The sequence below is a fragment of the Wolbachia endosymbiont (group B) of Scrobipalpa ocellatella genome (genome assembly GCF_964188425.1).
Lineage (GTDB): Bacteria > Pseudomonadota > Alphaproteobacteria > Rickettsiales > Anaplasmataceae > Wolbachia.
Genome location: NZ_OZ077190.1, coordinates 82,271 through 98,331, shown reverse-complemented (window position 1 = coordinate 98,331; position 16,061 = coordinate 82,271). Strand labels below are relative to the sequence as shown.

At 34.9% G+C, this 16,061-nt stretch carries 12 protein-coding genes; 7 read left to right on the top strand and 5 right to left on the bottom strand.

The features are described from left to right. The first annotated feature begins 51 nt into the window (after nucleotides 1-51). Complete coding sequence (hslV, locus tag AB3210_RS00420; RefSeq protein WP_052264715.1) at nucleotides 52-606, top strand: ATP-dependent protease subunit HslV; 555 nt, start codon at nucleotides 52-54, stop codon at nucleotides 604-606. 1 nt (nucleotide 607) lies between these two features. Then, a complete protein-coding gene (gene hslU, locus AB3210_RS00415; RefSeq protein WP_052264716.1) occupies nucleotides 608-2,059 on the top strand; it encodes an ATP-dependent protease ATPase subunit HslU in 1,452 nt (483 codons plus the stop codon). A 70-nt stretch (nucleotides 2,060-2,129) separates the two neighbouring features. Here the strand turns inward: hslU and AB3210_RS00410 are convergent, their stop codons facing one another. Both AB3210_RS00410 and AB3210_RS00405 read right to left on the bottom strand, forming a co-directional pair. Further along, nucleotides 2,130-3,002 carry an FKBP-type peptidyl-prolyl cis-trans isomerase gene (locus AB3210_RS00410; protein ID WP_052264717.1) on the bottom strand — a complete coding sequence of 291 codons (873 nt, stop codon included), beginning with the start codon at nucleotides 3,000-3,002 and terminating at the stop codon, nucleotides 2,130-2,132. After that, nucleotides 2,995-3,993 (bottom strand): polyprenyl synthetase family protein, encoded by a 999-nt coding sequence (locus tag AB3210_RS00405; protein WP_052264718.1) that lies wholly within the window; start codon nucleotides 3,991-3,993, stop codon nucleotides 2,995-2,997. The genes AB3210_RS00410 and AB3210_RS00405 overlap by 8 nt, the downstream gene beginning before the upstream one ends. Nucleotides 3,994-4,120: 127 nt before the next feature. Between AB3210_RS00405 and acpP the strand changes: the two genes are divergently transcribed. The 4 genes from acpP to thyX all read left to right on the top strand — a co-directional run bounded on the left by acpP (nucleotide 4,121) and on the right by thyX (nucleotide 7,989). Next, on the top strand, nucleotides 4,121-4,381 hold the full coding sequence (acpP, locus tag AB3210_RS00400) for an acyl carrier protein (RefSeq protein ID WP_007302173.1): 261 nt from the start codon (nucleotides 4,121-4,123) through the stop codon (nucleotides 4,379-4,381). A 6-nt stretch (nucleotides 4,382-4,387) separates the two neighbouring features. Then, entirely contained in the window at nucleotides 4,388-5,659 is a 1,272-nt protein-coding gene (gene fabF / locus AB3210_RS00395) for a beta-ketoacyl-ACP synthase II (RefSeq protein ID WP_367363643.1), read from the top strand. A 200-nt stretch (nucleotides 5,660-5,859) separates the two neighbouring features. Continuing rightward, nucleotides 5,860-7,137, top strand: coding sequence for a UDP-N-acetylglucosamine 1-carboxyvinyltransferase (gene murA, locus AB3210_RS00390; protein ID WP_052264720.1), 1,278 nt, complete (start codon nucleotides 5,860-5,862; stop codon nucleotides 7,135-7,137). A gap of 9 nt (nucleotides 7,138-7,146) precedes the next feature. Next, the gene (thyX, locus tag AB3210_RS00385) at nucleotides 7,147-7,989 is read left to right on the top strand and encodes an FAD-dependent thymidylate synthase (RefSeq protein WP_007302176.1); all 843 of its coding nucleotides are present in this window, start codon (nucleotides 7,147-7,149) and stop codon (nucleotides 7,987-7,989) included. Nucleotides 7,990-8,013: 24 nt separating this feature from the next. Here thyX and AB3210_RS00380 read toward each other — a convergent pair whose 3' ends face one another. From AB3210_RS00380 to AB3210_RS00370, 3 genes are all read right to left on the bottom strand, one after another. Then, nucleotides 8,014-9,186 carry a hypothetical protein gene (locus AB3210_RS00380; RefSeq protein ID WP_052264721.1) on the bottom strand — a complete coding sequence of 391 codons (1,173 nt, stop codon included), beginning with the start codon at nucleotides 9,184-9,186 and terminating at the stop codon, nucleotides 8,014-8,016. Nucleotides 9,187-9,521: 335 nt separating this feature from the next. Beyond that, complete coding sequence (locus tag AB3210_RS00375) at nucleotides 9,522-12,977, bottom strand: ankyrin repeat domain-containing protein (protein ID WP_367363642.1); 3,456 nt, start codon at nucleotides 12,975-12,977, stop codon at nucleotides 9,522-9,524. A 9-nt stretch (nucleotides 12,978-12,986) separates the two neighbouring features. Continuing rightward, complete coding sequence (locus AB3210_RS00370; protein WP_052264723.1) at nucleotides 12,987-13,955, bottom strand: hypothetical protein; 969 nt, start codon at nucleotides 13,953-13,955, stop codon at nucleotides 12,987-12,989. 98 nt (nucleotides 13,956-14,053) lie between these two features. On the opposite strand from AB3210_RS00370, the gene priA reads away from it, so the two are divergent. Then, entirely contained in the window at nucleotides 14,054-16,018 is a 1,965-nt protein-coding gene (priA, locus tag AB3210_RS00365) for a primosomal protein N' (protein WP_096097161.1), read from the top strand. The last annotated feature ends 43 nt before the right edge of the window (nucleotides 16,019-16,061 follow it).

The window sequence follows — 16,061 nt, the reverse complement described above, 5'->3', positions numbered from 1 at the left end:
TATTATAAGTTATAATCTTAATATAATATAACGAATTAAAATAACAAAAAAATGATTCATCATGACAGCAGTAAAATGTATGGTACTACTATACTGTCAATTAGAAGAGACAAAAATGTAGTAGTAATAGGTGATGGGCAAGTCTCGCTAGGCCATACCGTTATAAAATCTGGAGCAAAAAAAGTTAGGCGTCTTTCTGGTGATTCCGTAATTGCCGGTTTTGCTGGAGCAACAGCTGATGCATTTACTCTCTTCGAAAGGCTAGAATCTAAACTTGATAAGCACCCAGGACAGTTAATGAGGGCATGTGTTGAACTTGCAAAAGACTGGAGAATGGATAAATATCTAAGAAAATTAGAAGCTATGATGATCGTGGCAGACAAGTCCATTTCATTGGTCATTACAGGAACGGGTGATGTTCTTGAACCTGAAGATGGCATTGCAGCCATTGGCTCTGGAGGAAATTTTGCTTTATCTGCAGCAAAAGCTTTGATTGACGTTGAAGGAGTATCAATAGAGGAGATTGCAAAAAAGGCTATGAAGATAGCTGCTGATATATGTGTTTATACAAACCATAATCTAATTATCGAAAAAATAGAGGAGTAATATGTCAAGAACTTTGTGTGCCAATTTTTCTAGTCAATCTGTAGTGGGTCAATTTGATAATAATGATGACTATAATGAGAAAAATAGCCTCTATGAAAATGAAGGTACAGGAAGTAGCAGCATTCAAAGCTCACAAGCTTTATTAGATGATCTACCACCACAGAAGATAGTTAAAGAATTAGACAGATTTATAATCGGGCAGAATGATGCAAAGCGCGCTGTTGCTATTGCACTCAGAAATCGTTGGCGTCGAAATAAAGTCCCACTTCCACTACGTGAAGAGATTATACCTAAGAATATACTCATGATAGGCCATACGGGAGTTGGTAAAACTGAAATAGCTCGCCGTTTAGCAAAGCTTGCTGGTGCACCTTTTATAAAAGTTGAAGCAACGAAATTTACTGAAATAGGATATGTTGGACGTGATGTTGACTCGATAATACGTGATTTAGTTGACGCAGCAATAGTTTTAGTTAAGGAAAAAGCACGTAAAGCCTTAACTAAAAAAGCTTTAGGTTTGGCTGAAAAGATAATAGTCAACTCCATGGTTGGTGAAGATGCAACCGAGGAAAGCAAAAAAGTTTTCAGAGAAAGACTGAGAAATAAGGAATTTGAAGATGGAGAAGTTTCTATTAACGTCAGGGAGAGCAAGGGTATGTTACCCACTTTTGATATACCTGGCATGCCAGGTGGGCAAATTGGTGTGATGAACGTAACAGAAATCGTGGGCAAGATGTTTAATGGGAGCAAAAAAACAAAAACTATTACAGTTAAAGTGAAAGAAGCACGTGAAATATTGATTAATGAAGAAAGCGAAAGGTTAATGGATGAAGACAAGATAATCAAAGAAGCGATTGATCTTGTTAGCAATGAAGGCATAGTGTTTTTAGATGAAATAGATAAAATTGCAGCACGTACAGAAATAAAAGGTGAAGTCAACAGAGAAGGAGTGCAGCGCGATCTGTTACCATTACTTGAGGGAACAACTGTTTCAACTAAGTATGGCACCGTAAAAACAGACTATATATTATTTATTGCATCTGGTGCTTTTCATTTGTCTAAACCATCCGATCTTTTACCAGAATTACAGGGTAGATTGCCAATTAGAGTGGAACTTAAGGCACTTACTCAAGAGGATTTAATAAAAATATTAAAGGAACCAGAATCTAGTTTGTTAAAACAGTACATAGCTTTAATGAAAACGGAAAATGTAACACTTGAGTTTACTGATGATGGTATAGAAACTATAGCTGAAATAGCATTTACAGTTAATAGAGAAGTGGAAAATATAGGTGCAAGAAGACTTCATACTGTCATGGAGAAGCTTTTGGATGAAATAAGTTTTATCGCTTCTGAAAAAAATAGTGAAAAATTTGTTATAGATAGCAAATATGTAAGAGATAAACTAGAGTCAATTTCAAAGCAGCTTGATTTATCTAAATTTATACTTTAGAGGAAGCCTACTTTAAGTAATATAGAGCATTCAAGAGGTTTTATTTTTTCTTACTTCGTAATTCTTCAAGCTATTTTCCAATAGTAGAATTCAAGCTTAAATCAATTATTGCAATATCACAATCTATGCCTTTTGTTAACACATCAGTTAAAAGATCAGGTGAAGAAAGAACTGTTCTTTTATTACCAGCTCTCATTCCCACAACTCCAAGTTCTATAGCAAGTGGTATTTTTTTGTCACCAACCTTAAACTGCACTATTTGATCTTTGATTATATACTCACCATTATGTCTCTTTATGCTATATTGAACTGATATCTCATCGCCACATTTTACTCGTTTTCCAGTTTTGTTAATTAAGTCATTAAAAATCATTAGGTTATTTACTGAATCAGGATATTTATCTTTTACTTCAATCAGTTTGATGTAATAAGAGTTAAAACTCATTTTGTTGTCATCAGCGGCAATAGTAACTACACGCTCTCCACCTTCTTTCATACCTATTACCCCTAAACTCACTTCTTTTAAGTAATCCTGACCTATTTTCAAATTGACATCAGTCGGAAGTAGCGTTGCTAGGTTGTTGGAGACTTTGTACATTTGTAGCAGAACTTCTTGGCCACAGAAAACTTTACTGCCACTGCCTTCAGTAATTTCATAAAAGTTTATCATCTCTTCTTCTTTTTGCTGTGTTATTTCTTCTAAATATTCTGCTAACCCATGCTTTTCAATATAACGATCAAGAGCTGATTCAAGTATCGGCCTGACCAAATAACTTGCTATCATCTGTGTCAAACCACCATGTGTAGCATTTATTTCGTAAAGCTTTTCCCTTTTCTCTGGTTTATCTTTGTTTATATAAACAATCGTAATTATAAAAGCAGAAGCTAAAGTGAGAATCATTACTACAGAGATAAACATTTGTAATATAATTTTTCTAACCATCTTTTTTTACTTGATTCAATAAATCATATAAGTCACTAGTATTCCCTGAAAGCGTACTTAAATTATCTGAGGCCTGTTTAAAGAGACTATCTATATAGTTTTCCATTTCATTTTTTCCAAGCACGGACATTAAATTGTTTGTTTTATCTTGCTCATAATCTTCGATATCATCCTTGGCTTGAAAAATAAGCCCTAGATTTATTCCATAGTTATATAATGCTTCCCGCTCCTTGTCTGTAGCGCCTCCTATTATAGCCCCTATTTCACATGAAGCTGCAAATAGTTTTGCAGTTTTCATCAAATGAACTTCCTTTATTTTATCAGCTTGGCCCGACGTCATTCCAGCGTTATACATACAGCCGTACGAATGTTGTGGTTTTAAGGTAGAAAGGGTGTCATTCCAGTGCTTGACACTGGAATCCATTTCATGTTCAGCTTCACCGTCGCATGGCTTTTTGCACGAAATGCTTGTAGGCAAAGCCTTCTGGATCCCAGTGTCAAGCACTGGGATGACATAGGGTTGGGGGTTAAAATCTATATGCTCACTGTTAATATCTAAAATCTGCCCTCCCACCATTCCCTTCATTCCTATTGCTTGAGAGAGCACTTTTATGATCTCACAATTTAACAAAGATAATACCTCAAAAGCCAGGGTAAGTAATGCATCTCCGGCCAGTACTGCTGTTGCTTCACCAAATTTTTTGTGGCAGCTTGGCTGGCCTCTGCGGGTGTCACTGTTATCCATACATGGCAGATCATCGTGAATTAGGGAGTAAGCATGAATAAATTCAATTGCTGCTGCTGCTGTTATTGCTTTTTCAACCTTTATGTTGAATATCGACGAAGATGCTATAACTAAAAAAGAACGTATATGTTTTGCAGGAGCAAGAAGCACATAACGCATAGCTGATATAAGTTTATTCTCGCTATTTTCAGGTAAGAGCTTATTCACTTCTACAACAAGCAAATTTTTTGTTGTTTCGTCTAGCATTTTTAAATTTATTAACTATCGAGTGCTAAGAGATAGGAAGTTTTTAATAGTTTATATAATCATAAAAGCTATTGCAAACATCAAAATTTCTTATAACATCAGAGAATAGGTTATTTTTTAGTAAGAAATGAACGAATTGGCAAAAAGCACTAGGGAAGATATAGAAGAAAAAGTAAAGAAGATTATACTAGAGCACATCAGTAAGGATGTAGAGGGATTTAGTAGTTCTTCAAAGCTTTCAGACCATGGCACAGATAGTTTAGATGCAGTTGAAATAATCATGGCAGCTGAAGAAGAATTTGGTATAGAGATTCCTGATGAAGATGCGCAAAAAATGGAAACTATGGAACAGATAGTTGAATATGTAGTAAACAAAGCAAACAATTGATGTTGAATGAGCAGAAGAGTAGTAGTTACCGGTGTTGGCTTAATTACTCCACTAGCAGCAGATGTTAATAACACCTGGTCAAAGCTGAAAGAAGGTAAATCTGGCATCAAAGCAATCAATACAGATAGGTTCGACTCTTCTGATCTTGCTTGTCAGGTTGCAGGGCAGGTGCCTATGCAATCCGATAACATTGAGCATTATTTTAATCCACCAGATTATATTTCTGAAAAAGACCTAAAAAGAACAGATCGTTTTATTCACTACGGAATTGCAGCAGCTGTTCAGGCAGTAGAAGATTCACTAATTTTGGAAAATAAAAATATTAATAAAGAGCGAATAGGTGTAGCTATTGGTTCTGGTATAGGTGGTCTTCCGTCAATTCAGGAAAATGTAATTACCATGCAGGAGAAGGGGCCTAGACGTGTTAGCCCATTTTTTGTTCCTGCAAGTCTAATAAATTTGATATCTGGTCATATTTCTATTAAATACGAATTTATAGGTCCAAATGACTCAGCGGTAACTGCATGTGCAACAGGTGCGCATGCGATTATAAACTCAGCAAGAGCTATAAAACTCGGTGAAGCTGACATTATGATTGCAGGCGGAGCAGAAAGCGCGTTATGCAGAGTTGGAATTGCAGGTTTTGCATCGATGAAGGCGCTATCAACTAAATTCAATGATAAGCCTGAAGAGGCCTCAAGGCCATGGGACGAAGAACGCGATGGATTTGTCATGGGCGAAGGGGCCGGTATATTAGTTCTGGAAGAATATGAACATGCAAAAAAAAGGGAAGCAAAAATATATGCGGAACTCACTGGATATGGACTCACAGGAGATGCGCACCACATCACAGCACCTCATCCAGAAGGAAGAGGCGCATTTAAGGCAATGGAGCTTGCTTTAAAAAATGCACAAATCAGCCCAAGTCAAATTGGGTATATCAATGCACATGGAACTTCAACAACACTTGGGGATAAAGTTGAAGTAATAGCAATGAAGCAGTTATTCGGTGATTATGCCTATAAAATACCTATTTCCTCGACTAAATCTTCTATAGGACATTTACTTGGTGCCACAGGAAGTGTTGAAGCAATATTTAGTATCCTTGCATTAAACAATGGAATTGTTCCACCAACTTTAAACCTACACAAACCTTCAGAAGGGTGTGATTTAAATTTTGTACCACTTAAAGCTCAAGAGCATAAAATTCAATATGCGCTTTCTAATTCATTTGGTTTTGGTGGGACTAATGCGTCTCTCATCTTTGGAAAGGTATAATTAATTATGCTTTTTTAATAGATTATGAAGATATCATGCAAGTCTGTCATCCAGTTAAATTTGCGAGTATAAAAAAATATAACGTTTCTGATGATTATGGAAACCAGTGTCACACACTGGGATAACAGGGAAAAAAGCAAAATTTTGCCTTTTACCGCTAACCTATTATACTTACTTGATAAGTTCTATCGCTTGATTAAATGCATAAAATATTAGTAAGAAGTAACCATAAGCCCTTGATTGGAAAAATCAAGATTAATGGTTCAAAGAATGCCGTCTTGCCAATAATGGCGGCAAGCTTGTTTAGTAATTCTTCAATAACTTTGCATAACGTACCTGATTTAATTGACGTGCATTTGATGTCTGAGCTGCTTAAGAGTCTTGGTGCAGAAGTAAATTTTATATGCAATAAAGACTATAAAGCAAATCACACTTTGGAAATTGACTGTAGCAATATCAATAGCTATTTAATATCACATGAAATTGCAAGCAGACTGCGAGCATCTTTTTTAATGCTAGGTCCAATGCTCAGCAGATTTGGTAGAGTTTCAACAGTATTTCCTGGTGGATGTAATATTGGAAAACGTCCTGTTGACATTCATATTAAGGCACTTGAAGCAATGGGAGCTAAAATTGAAATTGATAGCTGTAATATAAATGCAACAACAAAGGGGAAATTGCAAGGCAAAGAAATAACATTTGAAAAAGTGAGTGTTGGTGCAACAGAAAATATAATAATGGCAGCAACACTTGCAGAGGGAGTAACAATAATAAACAATGCTGCAATCGAGCCGGAAGTTCTTGATTTAATAGAGTTTCTGAAGAGTATGGGTGCCAATATTGAAGTTAATAATACAAAAATCACAATAGAAGGTGTTGAAGCATTAAATGGGTGTGAGCATAAAATAATACCAGATCGCATAGAGGCCGGTACTTATGCTTTGGCTGCTGTCATTACCGACGGCAAGCTAAAGTTAGGGAGAGTAAGTCTATCTGATATAGGATGTATTGCAAATGAATTGAAGACTATAGGAGCCAGAGTTGAGTTACATGACGATGGTATTATTATTTCCAGAAAAAATGGCTCTATTAAATCTGCTCACGTTGCAACAAATCCATATCCCAACTTTCCCAGTGATATGCAACCACAACTAATGTCTGCAATGTGCATTGCAGATGGAATATCAATCATTGAAGAGAACATTTTTGAAAGTAGATTTGCACATGCGAATGAGTTAAGAAAATTAGGTGCTAATATCAGCATCGAAAAAAATAAAGCTACTATAAGTGGAATAAAGAGCTTATCTGGAGCTAATCTATATGCTAATGACTTAAGATCAACAGCAGCTTTAATTCTCGCTTCTTTGGTAGCTAAAGGAGAAACTACAATAAATAACTCACATCATTTATGGAGAGGATATGAGGCAATGCACGAAAAACTCAATTCATGCGGGGCTGATATTTTCGTTTCATCTTGAGGATATATTATGAATGAGACAACTAAGCGAACTACAGTAAAAGAAATAGATGACATTCTATACGAAGAACATAAAGTATTAGATCATGGATTTGTTCGAGTAATTGATTATATGGGCTCTGATAGCGCCATAGTTCAAGCTGCTCGCGTTTCTTATGGAAAGGGAACAAAACAGATAAATCAAGATGAGGCGCTTATAAAGTATTTGATGAGGCATCATCATACAACTCCATTTGAAATGTGTGAAATTAAGTTTCACGTGAAACTTCCAATTTTTATTGCAAGACAGTGGATAAGACACAGAACTGCAAATGTGAATGAATATTCCGGAAGGTATTCGATACTTGATAATGAATTTTATATACCAGAACAGGTTGCAAAACAATCTGATAATAATAAACAAGGCAGCGGTGAAGCTTTTGACTCAAGTACTTCAAAAGAAATAATAGATTCTCTAATAAATGATTCTAATTTAGTATATTCTCATTATGAGAAATTTATTGAACAGGGCCTTGCAAGGGAAATTGCCCGAACTAATCTAACACTTAATTACTATACTCAGTTTTATTGGAAAATAGATTTACACAACCTTCTTCACTTTTTAAGGCTTAGAGCTGATCAGCACGCCCAATATGAAATTAGAGTCTATGCAGAAGTTATGTTGGACATAGTAAAGAAATGGGTCCCGCTGGCCTATAATGCTTTCATTGAATACTCCTTAAAATCAGCCTGTATTTCAAAAACTGGTCTTGAAATAATTCGCAAGCTAATAAAAGGAGAAAATGTTGCGAGAGAAGAAAGTGGCATTGGTAAAAGAGAATGGAATGAGCTGATGTCTATACTTGGTAAATAGCCAAAAAGATCGAGTTATGTCCTTTCACAGACTTGCAGGTGTGAGCAACAATTTATTCATACCTTTATCAACTGATATATCAATTATTTTTGAATTTGTTCTTTCTGTTGTTTCATAAAGTTTTTCAGCTTTCTTTGAAATCAGTGTTGCATTTCTAAGTCCAATACGAACTTCGCAATAATCTGCAAAATTTTCAACATACATATCATATGAATAATGGTTTACAGCAAGTTCCATTACCCTACAAACTTCCTCTAATGTAAAATTAGCAGCTCCTGTATCAGGACAAAAGCCAACCGCTCCTTTATTAGGGTCAAAAAATATGTATTTATCATTCTCTGCTTTATACACCAACATAGAATGCCCCTCATCCTCAATGACATCTTCTTCATTACAAGCATAGCAAAAATAACTAAATTCTAAGTAGCATCCTATCTTCACATCATTTAAGAAACGTTTGATTTGTTCTTGGTTAGTATAGACCCATACTTTTGTTGAAGATAGATCGTTACATAATTGCTTATATATTATCTCATCATAATAAAATGGATCTCCTTCTCGCTTTTCAATGCTCTGAACATCAAGAATAGGTAAAAATTGCGATAAAAACTTCATCATCAATAACTTAATCGTTTGTTCTTTTCTTCCATCAATATAATTCATAAAATCTTGTTCAGATATAATATTATCAGACTCGAGAAATCCAACAAAATCTTGCCTATTCTCTAATTTTAGAAAAGTAACAAAGTAATTTAATGAGTGACATAACCCTCTTTCGAGAGAAAAACCTAAAATTTCTTCAAATCTATCTTTTAATTGTACAATTTTAGATATACTATCTGACATAAAAGTATTCAAATTAAATTGAATAGCTTTCTCACTTTCAAATAATTTATTATATTGTTCTTCAGCTGATAAATCCGGTGCTTTGTATACATATCTACCATTTTCTCTACGTATACCTTCTATATCTTTAATTATACCTTGTTCTACATTTTTACTGATAGAAATTTGGTGCTTTCCTTTATTGGCAAATTGATTTAAAAACTCCGCAATTTCCTGTTTTGAGAGTCTTGTTTCAACTTGTCCATCTTCTCTATCTTCAGTTTTATAAAACACTTTAACTCTAGGATGTTCCTTATCAGTATAGACTTTTAATACAATAGATTGAGCAATGCGATTAACATGTTTTGGCATATTGATTATTAAGATATTAACTATATATCTTAATAATAGTATATCCCACGCCACCTGTCAATTAATAAATTAATATTATTTGTTATATAAAAAAGTAAATTGCATAGTAGATTCCAGTGCTTGACACTGGAATCTAGGAATTTTGATTCTAAATTGGGTATTGGTCTAAAATTAAAATAAACGTTTGTGATGAGATTATATGAACACTGGATCCCAGTGTCGGGGCACTGGGATGACAGGAGAAGGAAACGCCGGAATGGCAGGGGAAAGAAACACTGGGATGACAGTGAAAGATCTAATTCCTTATATCAATTAATTCTCATCCACCTTTTACATTACATAAACTCATCACTTTTATAGAACATCTCATTAAAATCATTCAAAGTTCCAAAATCTTGATTTTTAATAAATAGATGCCCATCTGCAATATAGGACTCAGCAAGAGTAAATGGTTCATCATGATGCTGTGATGCTGGCCTAACAATTTCATTGTACAAAACCATTACTTGCTCATAATTGTATCCACTACCATCATGATATTTACCACGTATAGTGTCATAAAAATTTCTTACATCATCATACGTAACTTGCAGTTCTACCTTATATTTCCCTATTTCAACAGCCTCACCCACTTTGATTTTTAAAGGATGTTGTTTCACATTATCTATAACAATTGTTTCCTCTTGCTTCTCTTCATCTCCTCTTATCGATCTTTTACTCCTTTCTTCACTCGCAGGTTGATCTGCTGGCATTTGGTCTATATCGTTAGATTCTTCTTCTTGCATAGTAATTTTTTTGAGATAGCTAAGCATATCCTTTCCAGCTTTTTCCCAAGTTGCAGCTTCTTTTGAAAGCTCACGATAATAAGAATCATTACCGCCTTTGCTATCTATTACATCTCTTGCTAGTCCTTTCTCTTCTGCCCATAACTCAGCATGTTCAACAAGTGTCCTGCCATCTTTGCCTACAACGTCAACGTCAGCTTTGTTTTTTATTAGATATTCTATTGTATCTAACTTTCCATGCCTCACTGCATGAACTAAAGGTGTCCAACCATCATTATCCTGAGCATTAATATTCGCACCTTTTTCAACTAACTGCTCTATCATCTTCTTATTCCCAAGATCAACAGCAAGATGCAAAGGTGTTAAGCCGTAGCTATCCTGAATATCAATATCCGCATTATGCTCTATGAGATATTTAACTACTTCCATATTTTTCATGTACATGGCAAAATGTAGTGGAGATTTACCAGAGCTAATATCACGGGTATCAACATCTATACCACGATCTATTAAGTATTTAGCAATTTCCGTATGTTTTAGCTCAATTGCATAGTGCAGCAGTGTTTGAGCTGACGTGTTTTTGATACCAAGATCTGCGCCATGCTCAATTAAACTCTTAACTATTTCCGCATTCCCTAGCTTAATAGCAGCAAGTAACGGAAAAGTATAATAACTTTTACTATTAGGATCTGCGTTATGATCTAATAGATACTTCACTATTTCTGTATTACCTGAATAAATAGCACTGTATAATGGCGTTTTGGAATAAGCATCTTGAATATTAGGATTTGCACCACGATCTATTAAGTATTTAGCTATCTCTATATTTCCAGACTCAATGGCATAGTGTAAAGGTGTCTTATAATACACATATTTAGTATTAGTTTTCTGATAATAATTGTCATGAACATTAAGATTTGCTCCATGATCAATAAGATATTTTGCTACTTCCGTATTTCCTGACTGAATGGCATAATGTAGTGGCGTTTGTCCATTATGGTCTCTTGTATCAGTATATGAATTGTGTTTTAGTAGCATTGCTACTTTGCTTAAATCTCCCAATGAAGCAGCAAAATGTAAACTCGTCGCACCTGTTACCTTATTTATCTCGTTTACTTTTCCTATAGTGTTTTCTACATTATTGTCATCAATATTCACCTTTAAGAAAGGCTGTTTATTATACTTCATAACTTTTGTTGTAACAGCTTTTCCTTGTTCGTCTTCACTCACTTTTTTAGCAGGTTGCATAGAATCTTCTCTACTGACACTTTCTATCTTGGTTTTATCACCACTTACATTATGTACTGGACTATAACCATATAGACCCTTGCCTGTACTTTGTTGGCTTGTTGAACTTTCAACACTGTTAGATTCAACAACATTATATTCCATATGTTGTTCACCACTCAGCTCAGCCTTAACCCATTGTTTAAATTCTTGATCATAACCTTTCAGCTCAGCCAAAAAATCCTCAAATAATTTATTACCTTGAGACCTATTTGCACCAGATTTAGAAAGGTTCTTGAGCAAATTATCAATCATATCTGGGTGTTTATCTTCAAGAAATTTGATCACTTGTTCAGCATCCGAATGATAATGTTCCCCTTTATTACTCCAAATATTATTGCGCAATATTTCATCTGGTTTGAGATCTTTATTTCTTATTGCAATCAAGGCCTCTTTATCTCCGTGGTCATTGACATGCCGACCATCTTCTAAACTTGCCATATAGTTAGCAACCCCTTCATGCATGGCCTTAGATAAGACATCACCTGTACCATAATAGGAATTAATGATAGTTAAGGCGTGCCCCAATTCGTGTTTTAAAGTTTTACACGAGTCATCAAATTGGTCTTGTAGATAAAAATAAACATGAACTTCTGAGCCACGCCCTTGAACTGTTAAGCCAGAAGCGCCTTTATAGTTAACGTTCAACTCCTTAAGATAATTTTCGTAGTCACTCTTTGTATTAAATACGAAAACATTAACTTTATTTGGTATGTTGTGCCAAGGCTGAGAATTATTAATGCCAAATGCTGAATCAAAATCTTTTATAGTACTCTCGATGGCATTTTTTACACTACTCAATTTGCTCTGAGTTAATTCCTCATCATCATATTTTATATTTATTTGAAGCTTGTGTTCGCCAAAAGTCATAACTTCACTATCTGGCACAAGATCTGCCACAATTTTATCGCCACTTTTTACATCCATCCACTGCTTAAATTCTTTTTCAACTTCTGAGTTATTCAAAAGATGTTTGAATTTTGATATCGCTTGTACTCTATCGAAGGACATTTCAGTAAGCAATTGCTTTATGAATTGAGGATGTTTTTCTTGTAGGAATGTCACTAAGCAATCTGATATTCTATAGTCGTTAGACATACTTGCTATTTTATATGGTGTATCATGCCCAGATTCATGCATTTTATTGTATGCTTCTTTTGTATAATGCATATCGCGAGTGCTTTCTTTTTTAGCTGCATCATAGCTCCACATGAAAAGCTTCATACCGGTACGTAAAACTTCAGGTACTGTATCCATATTACCGGTAGAGTACTCAAGAAATGCATCGCTCATTTTCTCCATTAAAATTTTAGATTTTGCGCAAAGTAAACCATTTACATCTCCAACAATAAAAGTCTTTGCTATCGTGCCGTCAGCTTCGTGTGCTCTGACCGTTCCACCACCCCATAATTCTCTATGGTCCTTACCACCTGAAAGTTCCTTGATGTGAGCTTTGTAATCATCGTAATTTTTCAGCACATAAAGCTGCAATTTTACTGGACCAGAATGAACGCTTTTTTGTGAATAGAAATTATCAGACCAGGCTCCGTAAGCATCTTTTACAGTTTGTTTTATATACTCAGGGGTATAACTAGCTAATCCCCCATATTTTACTTCTATTGTAAGCTGATCGTTTATTACTATACTTTCTTTATTTGGAAATAATTTTTTAATCAAAGTTTGTGATTTATCATATTCAGAATTTGTTTTAAATTTCATATTCACCTCTTAAAAATTTTCACTATAAATAAGTCTTGAGAAAAATGCGTTAACTGTAGATTCAGCCTTTACCTTGTTTTTGCATAACTGCTTAGATAGTTGATCATCGCTAAAAAGCAGATTCTTAGTATCGAGATATTTAGCATAGTTGCCAGCAGGTATTGAGTAGAAACCGCTTTCAAGTTCAAGATAAGAGCTGCTATTGAGAACAAAAAATAAATCGCTCTGGTCAAGCAGTATGTCATAACCAGAGCTCGTGCAATGTAAGTATTCATTGCCTTCATACTCTGCTATGTAGTACTTACTTGCATCAAGATCACCATCAAGCTGCAAAATTGCCGCTGAACGTCCATTCCCAATACTATGGCCTTTTATTACTTTAAGTACTTTAATCTCATCATTTTCTATGAGTTCCCTTAACTTTTCATTCTTTTTATTTAATTCTTCCTCTGCTTTTCTTCTGTCTTCTTCTAATTTTGTTTCTTTTTCAACAAGCTCATTTTGTATTTGCAAAAACATATCTTGAACAGTTAAGCCATTTAGAAAGTAATCCAATACAATTGACACAAACGGCTGCAATTCACCATTATCTTCAAAGCTCTTTTCCTGCTTTTTGTCATATTGAGTGGGGTTATAGATTGCATACATAGGATAAAAGCCATAATTCACCTCGTCGAATGATAACTCTATCGAAAATCCGCTCTGATCAAGTGGAAGTTTAGTAGCTAAATATCTACCATTATTATCTCTGACATACAGCTCATTTATACCATAGTGCCCACTATATTTGTTGTAATAAATATAAAAATTCTCAGGATTAAGATTAAAGTAATCATCTAAATTGTTAGGTTTACCGAGCTTTTCACGTAGAAAACTCTTGCTCTTATCTGTAAGTTTGATGCGTGTAGAGAAGTAACACCGATCTATTCGGTCACCTTTTTCTATTTCAAAGTCTAGGACTATTTTATCGCTAAACATACAGAATTTCCTCACATTTCCAGTATTTATGATTATAAATTGTGTACTATGAAAAAAGCATTAAGGCTTCTCTATGTATCTAAAAACAGCGCTAACTTATGACAAGAACAGTTGACGTATTACTGCCACTTCCAATTGATCAGCTATTTTCATATGCAGTTGAGGAAGATACTGAAGTTTCAATTGGAGATTACGTAGTGGTACCATTTGGCAGAAAGCGTTTGATTGGAATAGTTTGGAAATATAGCGGCAAGAGTGATCGAGAATTAAAATGCATTGAACAAAAGATCGAGTTACCGAGTATCAGACCAAAACTGATCGAATTTGCAGAGTGGGTTGCGCAGTATAATGTAATACCTATCGGTATGCTTGCCAAAGTAATAATGGGAGGAGTATTAAAGGTAAATCAGATAGATAAGTTAGTTTTCACTAAGCAAAAGCAGGAAATAAGTGAAATAGATTGCCAATTAAGCCCTGAGCAGCAAGCAGCTCGCAATAAGATAATAAGTAATTTGAATGAGTATTCAGTGACTTTGCTTGACGGTGAAACCGGGTCTGGAAAAACGGAAGTTTATCTCTCTGTGATTGCAAGGTTAATTGAAATCGTAAACGATGCACAAGTCCTTATCCTTCTGCCAGAAATTGTTCTAACTTCACAATTGGTAAATCGTGTTCACAGTCAGATATCTGGAAATATAGCTGAGTGGCATTCAGGACTTACTCCAAAAGCTCGCCGAAATAATTGGCTCAATATAGCAAATGGAAGTGCGCAGATCATTATTGGGGCAAGGTCATCACTTTTTTTGCCTTATAAAAACCTAAAATTAATTATCGTCGATGAAGAGCATGACTCATCCTTTAAACAAGAACAGGGGATTATATATAATGCTCGAGATATGGCCATTATCTTAGCCAAGCTCGAAAATATTTCGATTATTTTATCATCCGCCACTCCGCTGCTTGAAACAATTTATCATGTTAAAAAAGGGAATTACAATCATGTAAAATTGACTAAACGATTCGGTGGTGCAGAGTTGCCACAAATAAAAGTAGTAAATAATAAGCAATGGATTTCCAATGAACTTTTCGAAGGAATAAAACAAACCATAGAGAAAAAACAGCAAGTTATGCTCTTTCTAAACCGCAGAGGATACGCACAACTTACAGTTTGTAAAAAGTGTGGATACAAAATTTCCTGCTCAAATTGCACTGTATGGCTTACGTACCACAAGAAAAAGAATGTCCTTTTATGCCATCACTGTTCTTATCAATTAAAACTTCCAGAAAAGTGTTCTAATTGTCAAAGTCAGCAGTCATTATCCCTTTGTGGTATAGGAATTGAGAGGTTACTTGAAGAAATAGTAAAATTAATACCAAACGCAAAGACTGCGATTATTAGCAGCGACCAGAAGTCGCTTGGTAGCGTAATTGACTCAGTGCTCAAAGAAGAAGTGAATATTATAATCGGTACACAAGTGATTGCTAAAGGGCATAATTTCCCTAAGTTAACTTTGGTTGGAGTGATAAACGCAGATTTAGGCCTTGAAAATTCTGACCTCAGGGCAGCAGAAAAGACATATCAATTATTGCATCAAGTTGCAGGAAGGTCGGGAAGGTTTAATGAAAAAGGAATGGTAATAGTGCAAACTAATAATCCTGAAAGTTTGATAATAAAAGCATTGCAGCAGCAAAAAAGGGATTTGTTTTATGAAATTGAACTTGAGTCAAGAAGCAAAGCTAAAATGCCCCCATTTAGTAGATTAATAGCGCTTATAGTTTGTGGTAAGGATCAATTTGCAACGCAGAAAGCAGCAAGTGAGTTAACAAGCTTTTTACATAATCAATTTTCAACTACCTCTCAGCACTTGACATTGAAAGAATTTGAAATTTTTGGCCCATCACCAGCAGCAATAAATTTCTTAAATAATAAATATCGGTATAGAGTGTTACTCAAAATACACAATAAATACAGTCTGTCTATAAAGAAAAAGCTGAAACATTGCTGTAACTTGAGTTCAAATATTGCAGTAACAATAGATGTTGATCCTGTGAGTTTCTTTTGAATTTATTTGACATTTGTAGGAATTGCTAATAAGTTCTATTAAT

Excerpts from the sequence above, each read along its gene's own strand:
- priA (WP_096097161.1), top strand. The coding sequence starts at position 14,054 with ATGACAAGAACAGTTGACGTATTACTGCCACTTCCAATTGATCAGCTA.
- thyX (WP_007302176.1), top strand. The coding sequence starts at position 7,147 with ATGAATGAGACAACTAAGCGAACTACAGTAAAAGAAATAGATGACATT.
- acpP (WP_007302173.1), top strand. The coding sequence starts at position 4,121 with ATGAACGAATTGGCAAAAAGCACTAGGGAAGATATAGAAGAAAAAGTA.
- AB3210_RS00370 (WP_052264723.1), bottom strand. The coding sequence starts at position 13,955 with ATGTTTAGCGATAAAATAGTCCTAGACTTTGAAATAGAAAAAGGTGAC.
- fabF (WP_367363643.1), top strand. The coding sequence starts at position 4,388 with ATGAGCAGAAGAGTAGTAGTTACCGGTGTTGGCTTAATTACTCCACTA.
- AB3210_RS00410 (WP_052264717.1), bottom strand. The coding sequence starts at position 3,002 with ATGGTTAGAAAAATTATATTACAAATGTTTATCTCTGTAGTAATGATT.
- hslU (WP_052264716.1), top strand. The coding sequence starts at position 608 with ATGTCAAGAACTTTGTGTGCCAATTTTTCTAGTCAATCTGTAGTGGGT.
- AB3210_RS00375 (WP_367363642.1), bottom strand. The coding sequence starts at position 12,977 with ATGAAATTTAAAACAAATTCTGAATATGATAAATCACAAACTTTGATT.
- AB3210_RS00380 (WP_052264721.1), bottom strand. The coding sequence starts at position 9,186 with ATGCCAAAACATGTTAATCGCATTGCTCAATCTATTGTATTAAAAGTC.
- hslV (WP_052264715.1), top strand. The coding sequence starts at position 52 with ATGATTCATCATGACAGCAGTAAAATGTATGGTACTACTATACTGTCA.
- AB3210_RS00405 (WP_052264718.1), bottom strand. The coding sequence starts at position 3,993 with ATGCTAGACGAAACAACAAAAAATTTGCTTGTTGTAGAAGTGAATAAG.
- murA (WP_052264720.1), top strand. The coding sequence starts at position 5,860 with ATGCATAAAATATTAGTAAGAAGTAACCATAAGCCCTTGATTGGAAAA.